General features: G+C 61.1%; 19 protein-coding genes and 1 pseudogene. 10 read left to right on the top strand and 10 right to left on the bottom strand.

The features are described from left to right. Positions 1-79: 79 nt before the first annotated feature. From trhA to F4V54_RS05865, 8 genes are all read right to left on the bottom strand, one after another. A complete protein-coding gene (gene trhA, locus F4V54_RS05900) occupies positions 80-772 on the bottom strand; it encodes a PAQR family membrane homeostasis protein TrhA (RefSeq protein ID WP_052092548.1) in 693 nt (230 codons plus the stop codon). 200 nt (positions 773-972) lie between these two features. After that, positions 973-1,833 (bottom strand): SDR family oxidoreductase, encoded by an 861-nt coding sequence (locus F4V54_RS05895; RefSeq protein WP_150386556.1) that lies wholly within the window; start codon positions 1,831-1,833, stop codon positions 973-975. Positions 1,834-1,936: 103 nt separating this feature from the next. Further along, the gene (locus F4V54_RS05890) at positions 1,937-2,728 is read right to left on the bottom strand and encodes an ABC transporter ATP-binding protein (protein WP_150386555.1); all 792 of its coding nucleotides are present in this window, start codon (positions 2,726-2,728) and stop codon (positions 1,937-1,939) included. Next, complete coding sequence (locus F4V54_RS05885) at positions 2,721-3,629, bottom strand: ABC transporter permease (RefSeq protein ID WP_150386554.1); 909 nt, start codon at positions 3,627-3,629, stop codon at positions 2,721-2,723. The genes F4V54_RS05890 and F4V54_RS05885 overlap by 8 nt, the downstream gene beginning before the upstream one ends. Continuing rightward, positions 3,626-4,618: an ABC transporter substrate-binding protein gene (locus F4V54_RS05880; protein WP_150386553.1), complete on the bottom strand. Its 993-nt coding sequence runs from the start codon at positions 4,616-4,618 to the stop codon at positions 3,626-3,628. Before F4V54_RS05880 ends, F4V54_RS05885 begins: the two co-directional genes overlap by 4 nt. Positions 4,619-4,742: 124 nt before the next feature. Continuing rightward, positions 4,743-6,116, bottom strand: a complete 1,374-nt coding sequence (locus F4V54_RS05875; protein ID WP_249041240.1) for a DHA2 family efflux MFS transporter permease subunit — start codon at positions 6,114-6,116, stop codon at positions 4,743-4,745. A 116-nt stretch (positions 6,117-6,232) separates the two neighbouring features. Further along, entirely contained in the window at positions 6,233-8,263 is a 2,031-nt protein-coding gene (locus tag F4V54_RS05870) for a bifunctional metallophosphatase/5'-nucleotidase (RefSeq protein ID WP_150386552.1), read from the bottom strand. Positions 8,264-8,413: 150 nt separating this feature from the next. After that, on the bottom strand, positions 8,414-8,842 hold the full coding sequence (locus F4V54_RS05865) for a cupin domain-containing protein (RefSeq protein ID WP_034662548.1): 429 nt from the start codon (positions 8,840-8,842) through the stop codon (positions 8,414-8,416). Between the two features lie 98 nt (positions 8,843-8,940). Here F4V54_RS05865 and F4V54_RS05860 point away from each other — a divergent pair, with 98 nt between their 5' ends. Next, positions 8,941-9,258 (top strand): DUF4298 domain-containing protein, encoded by a 318-nt coding sequence (locus F4V54_RS05860; RefSeq protein ID WP_150386551.1) that lies wholly within the window; start codon positions 8,941-8,943, stop codon positions 9,256-9,258. On the opposite strand, the gene F4V54_RS05855 is transcribed toward F4V54_RS05860, so the two are convergent. Continuing rightward, on the bottom strand, positions 9,255-10,589 hold the full coding sequence (locus tag F4V54_RS05855; RefSeq protein ID WP_150386550.1) for a DUF4185 domain-containing protein: 1,335 nt from the start codon (positions 10,587-10,589) through the stop codon (positions 9,255-9,257). The genes F4V54_RS05860 and F4V54_RS05855 overlap by 4 nt on opposite strands. Before the next feature lie 78 nt (positions 10,590-10,667). Continuing rightward, positions 10,668-11,834 carry a hypothetical protein gene (locus tag F4V54_RS05850; RefSeq protein WP_150386549.1) on the bottom strand — a complete coding sequence of 389 codons (1,167 nt, stop codon included), beginning with the start codon at positions 11,832-11,834 and terminating at the stop codon, positions 10,668-10,670. A gap of 145 nt (positions 11,835-11,979) precedes the next feature. Here F4V54_RS05850 and F4V54_RS05845 point away from each other — a divergent pair, with 145 nt between their 5' ends. From F4V54_RS05845 to F4V54_RS11750, 9 genes and pseudogenes are all read left to right on the top strand, one after another. Then, positions 11,980-12,702 (top strand): Rv1157c family protein, encoded by a 723-nt coding sequence (locus tag F4V54_RS05845; RefSeq protein WP_232218071.1) that lies wholly within the window; start codon positions 11,980-11,982, stop codon positions 12,700-12,702. A gap of 35 nt (positions 12,703-12,737) precedes the next feature. Then, complete coding sequence (locus F4V54_RS05840; RefSeq protein ID WP_034662539.1) at positions 12,738-13,274, top strand: ribonuclease FAU-1 family protein; 537 nt, start codon at positions 12,738-12,740, stop codon at positions 13,272-13,274. A 37-nt stretch (positions 13,275-13,311) separates the two neighbouring features. Next, on the top strand, positions 13,312-14,238 hold the full coding sequence (locus F4V54_RS05835; RefSeq protein WP_150386548.1) for a DUF808 domain-containing protein: 927 nt from the start codon (positions 13,312-13,314) through the stop codon (positions 14,236-14,238). Positions 14,239-14,303: 65 nt separating this feature from the next. Further along, on the top strand, positions 14,304-16,220 hold the full coding sequence (typA, locus tag F4V54_RS05830) for a translational GTPase TypA (protein ID WP_150386547.1): 1,917 nt from the start codon (positions 14,304-14,306) through the stop codon (positions 16,218-16,220). A 2-nt stretch (positions 16,221-16,222) separates the two neighbouring features. Beyond that, positions 16,223-17,869 carry an ABC transporter family substrate-binding protein gene (locus tag F4V54_RS05825; protein WP_034662531.1) on the top strand — a complete coding sequence of 549 codons (1,647 nt, stop codon included), beginning with the start codon at positions 16,223-16,225 and terminating at the stop codon, positions 17,867-17,869. Further along, complete coding sequence (gene mshB / locus F4V54_RS05820; protein WP_150386546.1) at positions 17,859-18,737, top strand: N-acetyl-1-D-myo-inositol-2-amino-2-deoxy-alpha-D-glucopyranoside deacetylase; 879 nt, start codon at positions 17,859-17,861, stop codon at positions 18,735-18,737. Before F4V54_RS05825 ends, mshB begins: the two co-directional genes overlap by 11 nt. Continuing rightward, positions 18,734-19,096 carry a hypothetical protein gene (locus F4V54_RS05815; protein WP_034662526.1) on the top strand — a complete coding sequence of 121 codons (363 nt, stop codon included), beginning with the start codon at positions 18,734-18,736 and terminating at the stop codon, positions 19,094-19,096. The genes mshB and F4V54_RS05815 overlap by 4 nt, the downstream gene beginning before the upstream one ends. 36 nt (positions 19,097-19,132) lie before the next feature. Then, entirely contained in the window at positions 19,133-19,456 is a 324-nt protein-coding gene (gene fdxA, locus F4V54_RS05810) for a ferredoxin (RefSeq protein WP_034662523.1), read from the top strand. A gap of 3 nt (positions 19,457-19,459) precedes the next feature. Beyond that, positions 19,460-19,580, top strand: a pseudogene (locus tag F4V54_RS11750) (succinyldiaminopimelate transaminase); the annotation flags it as partial.

Genomic DNA, 19,580 nt, shown 5'->3' with positions numbered 1-19,580 from the left:
GCGCTTAGCTGGAGCTGGAAGTAAGCCGTGGTTTTCGTTCATCGGAGCCACGGTTTTCTTGTGCGCTGATGATGGGTGTTTAGGCGACCAGCAGCCAGATCGCCACACAGTGGATCACGGCGGCGACGATGGTCAGCGTGTGGAAGTGCTCGTGGTAGCCGTAATAGCGCGCTTGACGGCCTGGCCATTTGAAGCCGTAAATAGCGGCGCCGAGGGTGTACAGCACACCGCCCGCGAACAGAAGCCACAGCACCGCCGCGTTGCCGGAGCGCAAGAGCGTGGGAATGAGCGGAATAACAATCCACCCCAACCCGACGTAGATGACGGGGGAAAGCCACCGTGGGTGGTTGATCCAGAACAGCTTCAACGCCATGTTGGCCAGCGCACCACCCCACGCCACGGTAAGCGTGATAGCTGCCATCTTCGGGGGCAGCGCGATGAGGCACAGCGGGGTGTACGTGGAGGCGATGAAAACGGCGATCATGGCGTGATCCGCACGCCGCCAGGATTCGACACCACGCTGCGTACGCCAGGGGAAACGGTGGTAGGTTGCCGACACCGTGAACAGGGCAGTCAAACCGAGCCCGTAGATGGTTACGCCTAGCGCTTCCCACCATGGGCGCGTCATCCAGGAGAAAGTGATCAGGACAGTCGCCGCGATCGTCGCTACCTGCGCCGCGAAAAGGTGCGCCCAGCCGCGCACGAGTGGGCGTTCACCACGGTCGGCGACCCACCGGGTCTCCTGGACTTGGTCTTTGCTGGTGACGGTCATGTGGACCATTTTAGGACGCGGACGGCAGTTCCGAGTTCGGCACCGTCGCCTGGCGGTGACACATTCTGGGGTGGCAGATCAAAGTTCGCAGCCTTGAGATCGCACAGGGCGCTGCCGATATCCACCACAATATTGCGTGAACTTGTCGCGCATCAGCAGATACGCGCATCAGCAGATAAGCGTGGCGTCCTGCGCGCTATCTACCAGACGGACGCGATGCGCACAGCTACATGCGCCAAAGGATCCGGGAACGGCTTGCGCATCCACTTCAGCAGGCGATCTGGCAGGCTCACCGCGTGGTGCTGGACGTACTTGATCCACGGCTGCTTGGAGTAGAGCACCTTGATGGTCTCATCTGCGATGTCGCCGGGGGTGAGGTTGACACCCATGTTCTTCACGGACTGCGCATTCACATTAGCCACTTGGGTGGCGGCCCACAGTGGCATCATGTCGTGGACGCGGATATCGTCCTTGCCCCATTCCACGGACAGAGCCTCGGTGATGCCGTTGACGTAGAACTTCGTGGCGGAGTAGGTAGAAATTTCAGGCTGGCCAAAGATGGCAGATGCCGAGGACATGGAGATCAACACCGCGCCCTTCGTCGCCTTCAGGTAGGGGTATGCCGCCTGTGCGCCGAAGGTGACGCCAAGGCAGTTAATGTCCAGGATCTTACGGATCTTGTCCTCTGGCTGATCAACTAGCAGGCCATCGATGATGATGCCGGCGTTGTTGAACAGGAAGTCCAGGCGGCCACCGGTCTGTGCGGTGAATTCTGCCAGTGCCTTATCCCAGTTAGCGCGGTCCGCTACATCGAGGTGGCCGGAGATGAGCTGGCCTTCCGGAATATCATCCGTGCCCCACGTGGTGTCCTGCACGTCGTAGGAGCCAACGGTCCACCCAAGGTTGAGCAGGCGCTGCGCCGTTGCCTTACCAATGCCGGAGGCGCCACCGGTGATGAATGCAGCTGGGCGCTGCTTCGCATCCGCCACAAAGTCAGCGGGCTTGACATACGGGACCTCACTGAGGTCTTCATGAAAGGGCTTTGCAAATGGGTTCCACATGCGTTCAACCCTAAAACTAAAAAACGGGCTGTGTGGGCGGAATCACAAAATAATTGCGATTGCCCATCGGGCCGCTCAGCGCGCGCAGCCCGATGGAGAGGAGTTAGCCCAGGAACGCCTTGTCCGACAGCGTTGCGCCCTTGATGTTGGCAAACTCCTGCAGCAAGTCGCGCACCGTGAGCGTCTTCTTCAGGGCCTCATCGGCCTCGTAGACGATTCGCCCTTCGTGCATCATGACCAGCCGGTTTCCCACGCGGAGCGCCTGCTCCATGTTGTGGGTGACCATGAGGGTGGTCAGGCCACCGTCTTCGACGAGGCGCTGGGTCAGCTCGGTCACCAGGGCGGCGCGGCCGGGGTCGAGGGCGGCGGTGTGCTCGTCGAGAAGCATGACTTTGGGTTGAGTGAACCCGGCCATGAGCAGCGACAGTGCCTGGCGCTGACCGCCGGAGAGAAGCCCAACTTTGTGCGTGAGGCGATCCTCCAGGCCGAGTTCGAGTGTGGCCAGCTGCTCTTTGAAGAAGGTGCGGCGCTTCTCCGTGAGTGCAGGGCCCAGGCCGCGACCTTTGCCCCGTAGATACGCGAGCGACAGGTTCTCCTCGATAGTCAGGTTCGGCGCAGTGCCGGCGAGCGGGTCCTGGAACACACGCGCGATCGATGCAGCGCGCTGGTGCTCCTTCATGCGCGTGACATCCTTGCTGTCCACGCGCACCGTGCCGCTGTCCGGGCGCAGGCGGCCCGACACGAGGTTGAGCAGCGTCGACTTACCCGCACCGTTGGAGCCGATGATGGACACGAAATCGCCCTCAGCGAGTGTCAGGTCCACCCCGTCCAGCGCCACGCGCTCATTGACGGTTCCCGGGAAGAAGGTCTTGTGTATGTGATTAATCTCAAGCATGAGTAGCCTTCTTTTCGCTTATCGACGTCTTCTTCCCCGCCTTACCCACACCCTTACCCATCGCCTGAAGCTTGGGCAGCAGCAGTGCCAGCACAACGAGGACGGCGGAGACGAGCTTCATGTCATTCGGGTTCAGGCCGACCTGGAGCGCCGCGAAGATGATGAGGCGGTAGAGCACCGCGCCAACCACGACGGCGAGAATGGCCTGCAGCAGGCGGGACTGGCCGATGACGGCCTGGCCAACGATGACAGACGCAAGACCCACGACGATGAGGCCGATACCCATGGAGATATCGGCGAAGCCCTGGTACTGCGCTACGAGAGCGCCGGCAGTACCAACGAGGCCGTTGGACAGAGCCAACGCCAGAATCTTCGTGTTGTCGGTGTTCACACCGAAGGATGTGATCATCGGGTCATTGTCGCCTGTTGCGCGGATGGCCAGACCGAGGTCCGTTTTGAGGAACCAGTACACAATCAAAGCCAGGACGACGACGATGGCGGCCAGCAGCCCAACACCACCCCATGTGCCCATGATCTTGGCGTCACGCAGGGTAGTGAACACCGTGTCTTGGCGCAGCAGTGGCAGGTTCGCCCCACCCATGATGCGCAGGTTGATGGACCACAGGCCGATTTGAGTGAGGATACCGGCCAGCAGGCCGTCGATACCGCCCTTGGTGTGCAGCAAACCGGTGATGATGCCGGCAGCGAAACCAACGACAAAACCCATCGCCGTGGCTGCAAATGGATTCCAGCCAGCAACGATGAGCACTGCGGCTGTACCGCCACCGGTAGTGAAACTTCCGTCGACGGTCAGGTCGGCGAAATTGAGGACCCTGAAGGTGAGGTAGACACCAAGTGCCATAACCCCATAAAGGATGCCTAGTTCAAGTGCGCCGATCATACAGTCTCAGCCTGGTCCTTAATCTCCTGCGGAATGGTGACACCCTGGGCCTTTGCAGCGTCCTCGTTAATGACGTAGCTGTACTTCACAGCCTTCTCAACAGGCATCTTGGCCGGGTCTTCGCCGTCACGCAGGATGCGGATGGCCATCTCGCCGGTCTGCTTGCCCAGCTCCTTGTAGTCAATGCCGATGGTGGCCACTGCGCCGCCTTCTACGGTGCCGGCCTCAGCGCCGATCACCGGGATCTGCTTTGCTTCAGCAGCCTGGACGAGGGAGGAGATGCCGGAGACAACCATGTTGTCCGTGGGCACGTAGAACGCATCCACATCGCCGATCGCTTCAACAGCCTGCGGGATCTCGTTGACGGAAGTCACGGTCTGGGTGACAATCTCCCAACCGCGCTTCTTAGCCTCTTCCTGAGCGGCCTTCACCTGGATTTCAGAGTTGACCTCACCTGAGGAGTACACGATGCCGACCTTCTGGGTCTCCGGCACCAGCTGGGAGATGAGGTTGAACTGTTCATCCAGCGGCGTCTCGTCCGACGTGCCGGTGACGTTGCTGCCCGGTGCGTCCATGGAGTCCACGAGCTGCGCTTCCACCGGGTCAGTCACAGCGGTGAACAGTACCGGTGCGTCCGCGATGTTCTGCACAACTGCCTGCGCAGCTGGGGTTGCCACTGCCAGGACAGCGTCCAGGTTGGAGTTAGCAAACTGTTGGGAGATAGTCAGTGCGGTGGACTGCTCGCCGTTAGCGTTTTGCTCATCCCACGTGACCTCGATGCCGGCATCTTCGAAGGCTTCTTTGAAGCCTGCGGTTGCAGCGTCGAGAGCGGGGTGCTGGACCAGTTGGTTGATGCCAATGGTGTAGGAGCCGTCCTTGCCACCAGCATTATCGCTGGAGCCGCTGGAATCGTTGGAGCAGCCGGCCAAAGCCAGGGTTGCCGCCGCAACAGTGGCGGTCACGGCACGGGAAAATGTGCGTTTGAACATGAGTGAGCCTTCCGGTTCGTGGTCTACCGCCTTCATCGCGGAATGACGTAGACCCTAGCCCAGAACCGGTGTGGCTCATGCGCGAATCAAAGAATTTTATACACTTTTGTGGAAAAATCAGGTTCTAGGAGTTATCGCTCCACGTCCGCGTCTGAGCAAAAAAGAACGCCACCACGACGCCCACTGCCAACACGCTGGCGGGCAGAAGAAGCGAGTGGCTCATCGCCACCGCGAGAGGTTCTCGTGCGACCTGCGCCGACATCAGCGCTGCGATCGCTGCCGAACCAATCACCGCACCTACTTGCCGCAGGGTGTTGTAAATACTTGAACCCGCCCCGGCCAAGGCTGGATTGAGGTTTCGCGTGGCAATCATGGAGAGTGGCCCCCACATCATGGAATTGCCCAGGCCATAGAACACGGAAATCAGCAGCATCCAGTTCGGAGCAATGCTCGGGTGGGTGATCGCCGCAGCCGCCCCAATGCTTGCTGCCGTTACTGCGATTCCGCAGATGGCAATTGGCTTCGGGTCCTTTGTGTTCGTGAGCTTGCCTACATGCGATGACAATGCCCCCGACACCACCCCCGACGGCAAGATCAACAACGCCGCCTGGGTTGGCGTGAGCCCTTGGACCTTTTGCACATAAATCATCCACGGGATGGCAAAGGTAGACACTGCGAAGCCGACGCAGGCGATGGTGAGGGAGGCGAGGGTGAAGTTGCGGTCGCGGAAAAGCGAAAGGGGAACGAGTTGATCGCGTGTGGTGCGTGATTGCCACACCATGAATACGCCGAGCATAAGCACGCCCGCGATGATCAGACCGAGCGCGCGGTAGTCCCAGCTCAGCGCCCTGCCTTCCTGGATGCCGAAGATCAGGCAGAACATGCCCGTTGCGGACATAGCGACGCCGAGCCAGTCCAGGCGGCGCGCAGTGAGCGGGAGAGTGGGCACGTGCTTGGCCGCGAGGAAGAGGCCGATGATGCCCACTGGCACATTAATAATGAAGATCCATTCCCAGCCACCAAGATCAACCACGAACCCACCGAGGAGAGGGCCGATGACCGTGGCCACGCCCGCGGTGGCGCCCCACACGCCCATGGCTGTGCCACGTTGCATCGGCGGGAACGTGCGGATCATCACTGACATTGTCTGTGGCGACAGCATCGCCCCGCCGAGGCCCTGGAACGCGCGCGCAATGATGAGCAGTTCCACCGTGCCTGCCAGGCCACACGCGAGAGAGGCTAACGTGAATACTGCGAGGCCCAACATGTAGAGGATCTTCGGGCCGAAGCGGTCGCCCAACCTGCCGGTGATAAGCAGTGGCACCGCGTACGCCAGCAGGTAGGAGCTGTTGACCCAGATGACCTCGTTATAGCTGGCGTTTAGATCAGTGGCGATAGCCGGGATGGCCACCGCCACGATCGTGGAGTCAACGAGGATGATGAAAAATCCCAGCATCATTGACCACAGCGCCGGCCACGGGTTGTTTGTCTGCGTCACACTCACTCCTTGCTGCCGCTGTTACCTGCCAGCGGGGTCTGACGGGGGAAATGTACCCCCTTTGAGGGCGGGAGTCGAGTGGTGCGTGCGGGGCCAGGGCTGGCCCCGCAGCAGATTTAAGGCAGCAGTGCCTTGATCTGCTTCTGTATCTCCTCTGCGAAGTGCGGGTTGAAGAAGAAGAGGCCACCGATCAGCGCAGCGATTGCAGCCAGCGCGCCGAAGAAACCGAGCACGCCCTTGGCCGCAGGGGAGGATCCTTCGCCCGGGGTGTCCTGGCCGGAGCCAGCGCTGGTGGTCTTCACCGGGAGGAACACGTTGGTCTTGGCATCGGTGGTGATGCGCAAACGGGCATCGGCAGGAGCGTCGGCGGGGACAGCCAGGGTGACGGTGGCCTTGCCAGCTTCGCCGAGTCCTGGTGCGCCAAGGTCTGCGTCGATGGTGGAGGAGGCCTCCGTCAGTTTCTTTCCGTCTGCGTCTTCGAGGGCCACGGTGACAGTGGTGGCGGTGTCATCCTGGGTGTAGATGAGGGAGCTCAGGCTGATGGTGTTGTCCTCACCGGCCTTGAGTGGCTCGTCTACCTTGACACCCACGGCAGACTGTCCACGCGGTGTCTTCGCTTCGTCGCTCTTGAGGTACTGGATGAAAGCATCCACGTCCACGAGGCCGATGTTGGTCATCGGGGATCCCTTCTTAAAAGCGTCGAAGCTATCGCCGCCGCTGAGGAGGAAGGTGGAGCCAGCAATGATGTAGTCCTTCGCCGGGTCCAGAGGCTTGCCGTCGATGTTCACCGATGTGATGCGGTTGCCGTGCTCCGCGTCCGGGTTGTAGGTGTAGGACACGTTGTTGGACAGGCCGAGTGCCAGGCGTGGGCGGTCTGCTCCTGGCTTCCACTGCTGCTCGAGGGCTTCCTTGAAATCCGCGCCTTTGATGGTTTTGTAAGAGTTCTCGTTGCCGAAGGGCTGAACGGAGAAGGCCTGCTGGTAGGTGATGTCCCCGGCTGCCAAGTCGTCCCGCACGCCGCCAGCGTTCATCACACCGATGTCAGGTGTGACGCTGGAGTTCGCCGCGATCGACCACTTGGCAGCTTCAGCCAGAAGGTTGTTGAGGGAGGACTCCACACCACGGTTGGAACCGGAGTCTTTGCCCTCGTTTCTACCGCGAGTGAAGGCCTGGTCGATGGTGGCAACCAACTTCTCCCCCTCCGTCTTTGCCTCTGCTTCAGCTGCATCGACGATGGCGGCGATCTCCGGGTACTTCGTATTGCACGCAAGGATCGTTGCATTATCGACGACCTTTGCCTCATCCACCGTCACCTTCTTTGTCGCGCGGTCGATGCTCAGATCGACGTTGGCGAAACCTTGGGAGTACTGGCCAGCCTGCAGGACTACCGGGGTGTCAGTTCCAGTGGGGTTGACGTAGGCATGGGTGTGGCCGAGGAATGCGACGTCGACGTTCTGGAACTTGTCTGGGCTGATGTCGCCTGCGTGGACCAGCGCCACGACGACGTCTGCCTCGCCGGACTCCTTAATCTTCTTGGCCACAGCGTTGGTGGTTTCTACCGGGTCACTCCAGGTTATGCCCGCGATGCCGTCGGGACTCACCAAGTTCGGCATATCAGCGGTGACGGTGCCGATGAAGGCCACCTTCACGCCGTCGAGCTCCTTCATCTCATACGGCGCGGTGCCCTTGACGGTTTCAGCGTTTGCGGCCAGGTATGAAAACGAAGCGTTGGGGATCACACGGTCCGACAGGTCGGCGGCGCCCTTGTCGAATTCGTGGTTACCCACTGCGGAGACCTCGAGGTTCATGGAATTGAGGACGTCGATGGTAGGGGCATCATCAAGCAGCATTGCTTCGAACGGGCTGGCGCCGATGTTGTCGCCGGAAGACGTGAAGATGTGTGCGCCACCAAACGGCTCCGCTTCCTTATCAATAGCGCACTTGAGGCGCTCTGCTCCGGGAACCGAATTCGCAGGATTGCGGACATCCTCGGCGTACTTGAAACGACCGTGGAAGTCGGTGATGTTGGAAATGGAGATCTTGGCAGTGTCCTCGTCGGCCGACGCCACGGGGACGGTCAGTGCAGTGACGGACAGGGCGCTGATCGTCGCGGTGGCAACGGTGGCGCGCAGGGAACGGAAGCTCATGCGGAAAACCTTGTGCCTAGGGGATGCAGGTCAACCACAGACGCTAAGAACGCAAGGTGTCACGGGAGTGAATCTGACGTGACACTTCAATGAAAAACCGGCCCACATGTTGCGGGCCGGTTGAATCAGAGTGCGATCAGGACGGGGTGTTTACACGCCATCAGTCTCCTGCGGGTCGCTGTCAGCGTCCGCCTTGGTCTCGTGGCGGGTGCCCGGCTTGTGCTCTGGCGGAGCGTAGATGGAGTACAGTTTCGCTGGAACAGAGCCTTCGTTGGTGAAGTTGTGCCACTTGCCAGACGGAACGAATGCCGCCCAGTCAGGGCCGACAACCTGGTCAACTTCCAGGTCGTCCTCGCTGGCGCCGATCATGGCGCGGAGCTCACCAGCTTCGAGGCGCAGGAACTGGTCGTGGCCACCGTGAATCTCAGCACCGATCTCGCCGCCCGGCGGGATCGTCATGACGGTGAGCTGGAGGTTCTCACCGGTCCACAGGGTGTCACGGAAAGCCTCGTTGTCCAGGGTCGCCTTCTCAATGTCGACGACGTATGGGTTTGGTCCTTTGTCGTTACCAGTTGCCATGGTGTCCTCCTTTGGGTGACGAATAATCAGGCACGTCCCATGGTAGTCCTGTTTTCACACTTAGGAAGCGAAAAACATTCTGCAGGTATCGTGCAGCTATGACTTCTGAGAACGTCCCCGAGCGCATCAAACAGGCCGACTCCCGCCTGGCTCACATCACCCGTGCGAACGACCACTGGGAAGGCACGGGCGAGCGACTGGCGCAAGATTGGGCGTCGCTAAGGCTCCTCATCGAGTATTACGAGTCGCAGTGGGGCGAGGACATGGAAAAGTTCCCACGTGCACCCTACGGCGTGCTGTCGGAGGACGGCGTGTGGAATGAGATGGGACGTTTTTACGAGGCGCTCAAGGAGATCCGGGATGTGTCCACGCGCATCGTGCATGAATACGAGGGGGAGGAAGCGGAGGGCGCCTAGACCACGTCCGCAGCCTCCTCCACGGCCCGCTCCTCGCTGAGTTTCGCTTCAACGTCTGGCGTGACTGGCTCCTCAATAGTGTTGACGCTGTCCTGATTGCCTACCTCGTGCGGCGCGGCGGGTGTGATGCCAAAGAAGGTGTCCAGCCCCTTCACGTTGAATTGCGTAGCCATGTAGCGCGAATTATTCGATGTGTTCCATTGAGACACCACGAGGTCAAGGTTGTCCAGAGTGGAGCCGGGCACTATGTAGCCACCATAGAGTTGTGTGAAGTTATTCTCATTTTGCGTTCCCAACCAGCCGCGGGACCCCGCAACAACGGCGTGCGCAGGTGAGATCGCGTTCCAATCGGTCGCGATAGTGGGGGAGATGCGCACTTCAATCGACGCGGTCTGCTCGTTGAACATTGCCAGCACCCAGTGGCCCTGGATGTAACGCAGGGACATCTCGCCAGCACGCACGTTGTTGCTCAAAATCGGCACCAGGTCCCCGCCCCACGTCCCAGTGCGCGGGTTGAATCGCTCCCACCGCGTCGGGTTGGCAATATCAGCCTCGCGGAACCGGGACAGATACACCGGGTGGTTGCGCTTAAATTCAGACGACACCACGTAGATGAACCCGTCTGGCCCCATCTCCCAGCTGATCAGGTTGCCCATCCCATCAAGGTGGTTCGCGGGGCTTTTGCTTATCGACGTCCACCTCGCACCCCCGTCCACCGACCTCCAGATCTCCGTCTGCAGCACATTGCCGATGCCCCGGTTCCACATGCCTTGCATGTACAGGGGTCCGCCTAGGTTGATCACATCGGATGGAATCAGGGTGAGGCCGTTGTCGTGGCGGTAATCGACGAGTTGCTCGACCTTATCGCCGCGGTTAAGCGGGGCGATGAAGCGAATGCGGCCGTTTTCATCGCGCACAGCGCGGACACCGACGGGGCTGAGCCAATCGCCTTGGCCGAAGCCGTTTCCGGTAAAGGAATCTCCGAAGATGACGCCGAACTGTTGTCCCATTTCCTCCCCAATTCCCAGTGGCACCATGATGCCCAGGTCCACGGCGCCAAGACCAACGACGTGTTGGTGCCTCCCCAGCAGGTCACCGATGAGTTTGACGGTGAGACCTTCACTGATCGTCTTCGGCGTGCCATTCGGCTGGTGGGGAGCGGAGCTGCCTGGGAAGCCCGAGCTGCCGGAACTTAACCTGCCGGAACTCAGCTGCCCGAGGTCTGAACTTTGGGCCTCAGCTGCCGGGGTGCTCACCGCGCTGGCGCAAAGCGCGACGGTAAGGGCGGTTCCCGCCAAACGGGATAGTGGTGTGTGCGGGCGCTGCGTCATAGTGGGGACAGCTCGTTTCTTTTTTGAGGGGAGAGTTTTCTGGAGACACTCTAACCACAAGCCGAATGAATCACCTGATTAATCAGGTTTACGGTGTCGTCCGGTGTATGTGCTGGTTTCTTCCTCAGGGGTGGTCACAGGCTCAGGCTCGGATTCGGGCTCAGATTGGGCGCTTAACATTTGCTCGACTCTCTTCCGCAAGAGTTCGTCGCGTTGGGCGCGGCGTACGCGGACCTTCTCCACTTCCGACAAGTAATTATTCTCACTAGCCACGGAATCGTGGGAGGGTGGGGTGAAGCCGATGGGGGCTGGGAAGGGCTCGGTTGGGGTTTCGTCGATAGGCTTGGTAGGTGGCTCTGAGATCGTGTCGGGGAGGATCACAGTACGCGCGTTACCTGCTGGAATGGGCTGGTCGTCCGGGTCGACTGCCACTGAACTATCCACAGTCACCGCAACGGTTCCGTCCCCAAACTCAAAAACCTGGAAGGAATTCGGCTGGGGCATCTCAGACACGGGGAGCGTGGGAAGATTCCGCATTGCCTGCACTGTGGATTGGCGGGCAATATCCAAAGTTACGGTGCCGTCTTTGGCCATGGCGCGGGCGAGAACGGGGGCGGGATCGTCGATAAGCATCTCGAGCAAGGCCCTGACCTCACCGCTATCCCTTTCACCGAGAGCACCCAGGACGCGTCCATCGCAGGTGACCACAACAGTGTTTTCATGGATGTTCAGCCCCACCAACCATTGGCCGGGGGACAAACGCTTCGTCTCCGCCTCGGTGTAATCACCCGCCGTCACGTCTACCGGCAAACGCTCATGGACACCGCCACTTCCCGAGGGCAACACCATAGCGCCGTCTACCGGATTGTTACGCGGCACCACAAACTCGGGGAGGGCGAGATGGACGATGACATCGTAGATCCCCGTGATGCGGTCAAGCTCAAACGAGGCTTGTGCAGCAGGGATGAAGCCGCACTCATGGATGACATCCACGAGGGGATAGTCCGCGCGTGTGGCCGCGTCGATCTCCCCGATGATCGCACCGAAAGCTAGGGGCCAGCGCACCCGCCACGTGCCAGTGAGTGCATGCGGCTCGAGTTCCACAGAGGTGGCAAGATTGTGCTCGGAGCCGGCGACAGTGGAGATATGATCAAAAAGAGTTGCCTGCACGAGGTTGCCCACGCGCACGTTCGCACCATCGCCCAACGTGGTGGGGGTGAGTGGATATCGAGGCGTAGGCTCCATGAGGCACTACTTTAGCCCGACGCGCCACTGACTGACAGCGCCCCGAGGGATACACAATCACCAAACGTGTTGCAATTGTTTCTAATGTGACTAAAGTTGTTCAAGTTAACGCGTTATTGTACCAACGCAAAGGAATGTCTTGTAGATGATGCTGAAGCGTCCCCGCACATCCCGTATTTCTGCTCTCACTGCCACTGGTCTCATGGCCATTGCATCCGTGGGCACCATTGCGCCGGCCATTCCTTTGGCTAATGCGCAGCCCGCGCCGGGAATTTCATCGCTGCCTCATATCCAGGTGCCCCATATCGTTGGTCCCCTCGGTCAGCCGATGCCCGATGTCCAGCGTGCTGTCACCGACTTTGCCAACCAGCCCTGGGTGCCGCCGCAGGTGCGGGACGCACTGTTGCAGGGCTTGGCTTTTTTAGCTGGTACCGGTGAGGTCGGCGGCCCGCCACTTCCGGATAATGCACCGCAATTCCGCCAAGCCTTCTGGCCCACGGTGTCTCCGCACTGCATGGGGCCGGGGCTGACCTCCACTGGCACCGCGATCGCGGTGCCAGGGCCTGCTGCTTTGCCGGCACCGGCGCCGAAGGCGGGGCAGGCTACGTTCGTCTTCACTGCGCTGGGAACAAAAGCAGCTGCTCCTGAGCAAGACCAGATGAACGTTTATTGGGTCAACTTGGGCACTTTCCGTTCGGGTGTAACGCCACTTCAGAACAACGGGATTAACCCAACAGGACCGGCAACTCTGTCCGGGGTTGCGGACACTGGGTCCGGCACGATCCTCGCGGTGGTTGCCGGATCGGTGAATACGGGTGGCAAGAGCTGTGGGTTCGCGCCCACGGCACTGGCGGCACGAGTCAAGTAATAGCCATGAGCAACGGTCACGAGAGGAGAGGCACTATGACTGTGAACCTTCACCCGGTGAAGCAGGAGACATTTGACATGACCTCTAATACCAACACGGACCCGAAGGGGTATCTCCGTGAGGTGGACACGTTCAAGGTCACGGATTTTGGCCTCTACATGGCGCGCGGGGCGAACCACCCGAAGTTTGGCTACCTCGAGAGTTGGCTGCTGCCGAAGCTGAATCTGCGCGCCAACATCTTCCACTTCCGCGAGGGGGTGGAAGCGGAGCAGGACTACTACTTCGATATCGCGGAGATCGACATTGAGGGCAAGGTGTGGCGCACCCGCGACCTCTATGTTGACCTGGTGATGGTGCAGGGGGAGGCGATTGATGTGCTTGATATTGATGAGCTCGCCGCCGCTACCTCCGCCGGCCTGATCAGCGCGGAAGACGCGGAGAAGGCCATTGATGCCACGCTCAACGCAGTGGAAGGAATTACTCGCCACGACGATGACGCGATGGAGTGGCTTCGCGCCCAGGGCATCGAGTTGACGTGGGCTGAGGAAGTGGAACTTATGCCAGTCGCATAAACTGCGCTGACAAAACCACTCTCTGAAAGGTTTGCTCATGGCCGGAGGCCTTCTTGCACTGCTTGACGACGTCGCCCTGATCGCCCGCACCGCCGCCTCCAGCGCGGATGATGTTGCGGCCATGACAGCGAAAACATCGGCTAAGGCCGCCGGTGTTGTCATCGATGATGCTGCTGTTACCCCGCAGTACGTCACCGGCGTGACCCCGGCGCGTGAGCTGCCGATGATCTGGAAGATCACCAAGGGCTCGCTGCGCAACAAACTGATCTTTATTCTCCCGATTGCGTTGCTGCTTAACGCGGTCGCTCCGTGGGCACTCGTTCCCATCCTGATGCTGGGTGGGGCGTATTTGTGTTTTGAGGGGGCGGAGAAGATCGTCGATAAGCTTCTGCATGATGCGGAAGAACAAGCCGACCGTGCCGTCAACCGCGACGAGGCGGATGAGGACACCCTGGTCAAACGTGCAGTGACCACGGACCTGATCTTGTCGGCGGAGATCATGATCATCTCCCTCGATGAGGTAGCGGACCAGCCGTTGTGGATGGAGTTTGCTGTCCTTGTCGCCGTGGCGCTGTTCATTACGGCGGCGGTGTACGGTGCGGTGGCGTTGTTGGTGAAGATCGACGATATCGGACTGGGCATGATTGAGCGTGGTCACGCCCCGGCGGTGGGCAGGGGCCTGGTCAAAGGCATGCCGTACGTGTTGCAGGCGATTGGCATCATCGGCACGGTGGCCATGCTGTGGGTCGGCGGGCACCTGATCATCCGCGGTCTGCACGAGGTCATTGGGTGGCACTGGCCCCACGACGTGCTGCAGCGCGGCGCGGAAGCCGTCGGCGGGGGAGCAGCCGGCTGGTTCGTGGACACCGGTGGGTCACTCGTGGCGGGTCTGATTACAGGTTTTCTTGTGTTCGGCGTTGTGGAAGCCGTGCGAAAGATCGCGGATAAGGGTAAGGCGGAGTAGGGTTTAACCGTTCAAGGCCTGCCCGCGCACGAGCGGGAGGCACATTCCACGCAAAAGGAGAGCGCGTGTCGCACCCAGAGTTTCGCAATGTAGCCATTGTCGCCCACGTTGACCACGGTAAAACCACCCTCGTCAACGCAATGCTGGAGCAGTCCGGCGTCTTCGGTGATCACGGCGAACACGGCGACCGTGTTATGGACTCCGGTGAGCTTGAATCGGAGCGTGGCATCACCATTTTGGCGAAGAACACCGCCATCCGCCGTCAAGGTGCAGGCAAAGATGGCAGTGACCTGGTGATCAACGTGATTGATACCCCGGGCCACGCGGACTTCGGTGGCGAGGTCGAGCGTGGCCTTTCCATGGTTGATGGCGTTGTCCTGCTTATCGATGCCTCCGAGGGGCCCCTCCCACAAACCCGCTTCGTCCTCGGCAAAGCCCTGGAGGCAAAGAAGCCGGTGATCATCTGCGTGAACAAGACGGACCGCCCGGATGCACGCATCGATGAGGTTGTGGAAGAAGCCCAGGACCTGCTGCTGGAGCTCGGCGCGGCTCTGGAAGACCCGGAGGCTGCCGAGGCCGCTGAAAACCTGCTGGAGCTGCCGGTGCTCTATACCTCCGGCCGTGCGGGCCGGGCCTCTCTGGAGAACCCGGGTGACGGCGAACTACCAGCCAACGAGGACCTGCAGCCGCTTTTCGACGTCATCTACGATGTCCTGCCGGAACCCTCCGCCGACATCGACGCCCCCTTCCAGGCGCAGGTGACCAACCTGGACTCCTCTTCTTTCCTGGGCCGTATCGCTCTGATCCGCGTGTTCCGTGGCTCTGTGAAGAAGGGCGACAACGTTGCCTGGGTGCACTACGACGAGGACGGGGAGCAACACGTCAAGAACGTCCGCATCGCGGAGCTGCTGGTCACCGAGGGGCTTGAGCGTGTCCCGGCGACCGGTGCGGTCGTGGCCGGCGACATCGCTGCCGTGTCTGGCATCGACGAAATCATGATCGGTGACTCTCTGTGCGACCCCGACAACGTGGCGCCTCTGGACCGCATCAAGATCGATGACCCGGCAATTTCCATGACCATCGGTGTGAACACCTCCCCGATGGCTGGCCGCGGTGGCGGCGACAAGCTCACCGCCCGCCTGGTCAAGGCGCGTCTGGACCAGGAGCTCATCGGCAACGTGTCCATCAAGGTGCTGCCCACGGATCGTCCGGATGCGTGGGAAGTCCAAGGCCGCGGTGAAATGGCGTTGACGGTGCTGATTGAGACGATGCGTCGTGAAGGCTTCGAGCTCACTGTGGGCAAACCGCAGGTGGTGACAAAGGAGATCGACGGCAAAACCTACGAGCCGTATGACCACATGATCATCGACACCCCGACTGAGCACCAGGGTGCCGTCACCCAGCTCATGGCCAGCCGCAAGGGCCAGATGACCGCCATGGGCAACGCCGGTTCGGGTGACTGGGTGCGTATGGAATTCGACGTCCCGTCCCGTGGCCTCATCGGCTTCCGCACCACCTTCCTCACCGAAACCCATGGCGCCGGTATTGCGAACTCCTACTCCATCGAGCACCGCCCATGGGCCGGCGAGATCAAGGGCCGCCCGACCGGTTCGCTTGTCGCCGACCGCTCTGGCCAGGTCACCGCATACGCGCTGCAACAGCTCGCAGACCGCGGCGAGTTCTTCGTCGAGCCCGGCGCGGAAACCTACGAGGGCATGGTCGTTGGCGCGAACAGCCGTGATGAGGACATGGACATCAACATCACCAAGGAGAAGAAGCTCACCAACATGCGTGCGGCGTCCGCTGATACGACGGTGACTCTGGCCAAGGCGAAGACCCTCTCGCTGGAAGAAGCCATTGAGTTCTGTGACGACGATGAGTGTGTCGAAGTCACCCCCAATGTCATGCGCGTGCGCAAGCTCATCCTCGGAGCCACGGAACGCGGTCGTGCCCGCTCTCGTGCGAAGCAGTTGAATAAGTAAGCATGAAGGGAGCACTTCGCTTATCCACGATCCCCCTTCTCCTCGCCCTTTCCGCATGCACCGCTAACCCTGGTCCGCCCCCGATCGTGGAGGAGGAGACAACCACCACCTCGACCCCGGTACCCGCCCCGGCGGCGCGCTCCGAAGTCCGGGTGGGGGTGTCGCCGTTGCGCAACGGGCTCAATCCGCACCTTGCCGCGGATGAGAACTCGACGGTGCATGACATCGCGGAGCTAACGCTTCCTAGTCCTTTCGTCCGTGGGCCGGAGGGGGAGTGGCTCCTTAACTCCGACGTCGCGGAGAGCGCGGACTTTGTTCCAGACGCGGAGCGGCCTACGGTGCGTTACCAGATCAACCCGGCCGCCCAGTGGTCTGATGGCAGTCCGCTCACCGGTGCGGATTTCGTGTACTTGTGGCGTGGGATGGTGTCCACCCCTGGGACAGTCGACCCGGCTGCGTATCGCGCCATTAGTGATATCCGGGTGAGTGGGTCTGGCAAGACCGTTGATGTGGTGTTCGCGGAGCCGGTAGAGGAGTGGCAGTTCCTGTTCACGCATCTTCTCCCGTCCCATTTGCTGGATTCAGGGGCGAATGACTTTGCCACCGCGCTTGCCCGTACCATTCCTGCCTCTGCTGGTCGCTACATGGTGAATTCCGTGGATCAGGCCGCGGGGGTCATTGTGTTAAACCGGAATGACAGGTTTTGGGGGGAGGGGCCTGCGGGCATCGATATCCTCACCCTCGCCGCGGCGCGTTCGACGGACCAAGTGGCGGACCGCCTGCGCTCTGGCCAGTACGCATTCGTGGACCACGTGCCGGGGGAGACGTCCATGGATACGTACTCCCTCATCCCGGATACACAGGTGGAAATGCGGAAGGGGCCGCGCGAGCTTGGTGTGACCATGTCTGTTGATTCGCCCGTTCTTGGGGAGCTCGCCGCGCGTCAAGCCCTCTCATCGCTTATCGACGTCCCCCTCATCTCCCGTATCGCCTCCGGCCGCACCTCCACCACTGGTGCGCTAACTTCTTCTGCTGCTGCTCCGGCGGCTCCGGGGGGAGCCGCCGCCGCGATTCCTGCGACGAAGAAGCGACCGCTACGGATTGCTGCAGACCCGAGGGACCGTGAGGCGATGCCAGCGGCGCGCGCCATCGTGGACGTACTCAATGGCCACGATATTCCAGCGGAGGCTGTGGCTACGGATATGACTGACATCGCGAAACGCTTACCGAGCAGTGAAATCGATGCCGTGGTCGGATGGTCGCTTCGCACCAGCCCAAATGCATGGGCAAGTGAGATTCAGTGCCTAGCCGAGGACGGCGTGCTGGCTGGCAACTTGAGCGGGTTGTGCCTGCCCGAAACGGAAGACCTCGCGGCGGATATCTTGAGTGGCACGATCGGCGCCAAACAAGCGAGTGAACGGGTGGCTGGGCTGCTCAAGAAGGAAGCGGTGTGGCTGCCACTGCTCCGAGAAGAACACATCGTGGCATTGGGCACCTCCTTGTCCTCACCCGCACTCATCGATGATCCTGCGGCGCGACTGACCGCTGCCCCCACCTGGGTTCTGAACACAAGGAATGGGGGCAACGCAGTGAGCCCCCTGAACGATGACCCTTTACCACCTGAAGAGGAGAACGAACATGTCCCGTGATCTCACTGGTTTCAGAGTTGTGGCTGTTCATGCCCACCCGGATGATGAGGCGCTGTTCACCGGCGGTGCCCTTGCCACTTTGGCGCGCCGGGGTGCGGATGTCCTCGTGGTCACCTGCACGCTCGGGGAAGAAGGCGAGGTCATCGGGGAGCGCTACCAGCACCTGGTTAATGATCATGCAGACCAGCTCGGCGGGTTTCGTATTCACGAGTTGAACACGGCACTGTCCGCCCTTGGTGTGCGCGGGGAATTTCTCGGCTGTGCGGGCAAGTACCGGGATTCAGGCATGGCGGGCTCACCAGCGAGCCGGAACCCGAAGGCCTTTGTTAATTCCGGGCAGCGAGCAATCGATGACCTCGTAGACGTGTTCAATCGGGAACGCCCCCACCTGGTGCTCACCTACGACCCCAACGGCGGCTACGGGCACCCCGACCACATCCGTGCCCACGAGATCACCCATGCGGCAGCCGAACGCGTGCACGTCCCGCGCATCCTGTGGGCCGCGCGTCTGCGCAGCGAGCTTGACGGGATGATCGCCACCCACATCCCCTCCGGCTGGACCCGCCCTGAGCCCGGCGAACTCGACGCCGTCGATACAGTGGACACCTGGGTAGAACTCGACGACACCACCTACGCCGCCAAAACCGCCGCCATGCGCGCCCATGCCACCCAAATCTGGGTAGCTGACGGCTCCGTGTCCACCACCAACCCACACGCCGCCTTTGCCACCGCACCGGATGCCACCGTGGTCACCTACGCACTGTCTAACCTCATCGCGCAACCCATCCTTCGCCGCGAACATTACTGCGTCGGAGCGGGCCTGCCGCTGGAACCCGGCGCGGACATCACCAGCGGAATCCCCCGATGACCCCACAGCCACGCACCGACTTCACACCCGGCGAAGCTCGAGCCGGTATCACCTGGCTTAGCGTCGGTGCACTCGTGACGTTGCTGGTGGAGGTCGGTTCCCTCGACAAACTCTGGGGGATTCCGGCCATCGTCGCCGCCTGGGTGTTGGGTGGGGTGGGGACGAAGACGGGGAGACTGTGGACGTCGAAAAGCACCATTGCTTTGGTGCCTACCTGGACATGGCTCGTGGGCCTAGCACTGCTCTACATGGGGCCCGACGTGACCCGCGAACTCCTACGCACCCACCATCTTCCCGCGCTCCTCCTGCTCGCCGCCGGCACCGCAGGAGGCATTTGGCCCTTGCTGCGCGATAAGTGACATACTGGACCCAACCGACAAAACGGAGGAGACCCCTTGACCTACATCATCGCTGAACCATGCGTTGACGTGCTCGACCGTTCATGCGTGGAGGAATGCCCCGTCGACTGCATCTACGAGGGCAAACGCATGCTCTACATCCACCCCGACGAATGCGTGGACTGCGGCGCCTGCGAACCCGCCTGCCCCGTCGAAGCCATCTTCTACGAAGATGACCTGCCCGATGAGTGGAACGACTACTACGACGCCAACGTCGCGTTTTTTGACGACCTCGGCTCCCCAGGCGGCGCCGCCGCCGAAGGCCCCTACGACTTCGACCACCCCTTCGTGGCTGCGCTGCCACCAATGAACCAGGAGTAGGACATGGGCCCGCGCCAACCACTCAGCCACATCCTGCCGGACTTCCCGTGGGACACCATCGCCGACGTGAAGGCGCGCGCCGCCGCCCACCCGGATGGGCTGGTGGACCTGTCCGTGGGCGGGC

The sequence above is a fragment of the Corynebacterium tuscaniense genome, from assembly GCF_008693065.1.
GTDB classification, from domain to species: domain Bacteria; phylum Actinomycetota; class Actinomycetes; order Mycobacteriales; family Mycobacteriaceae; genus Corynebacterium; species Corynebacterium tuscaniense.
This window is presented reverse-complemented; position numbering and strand designations above follow the sequence as displayed.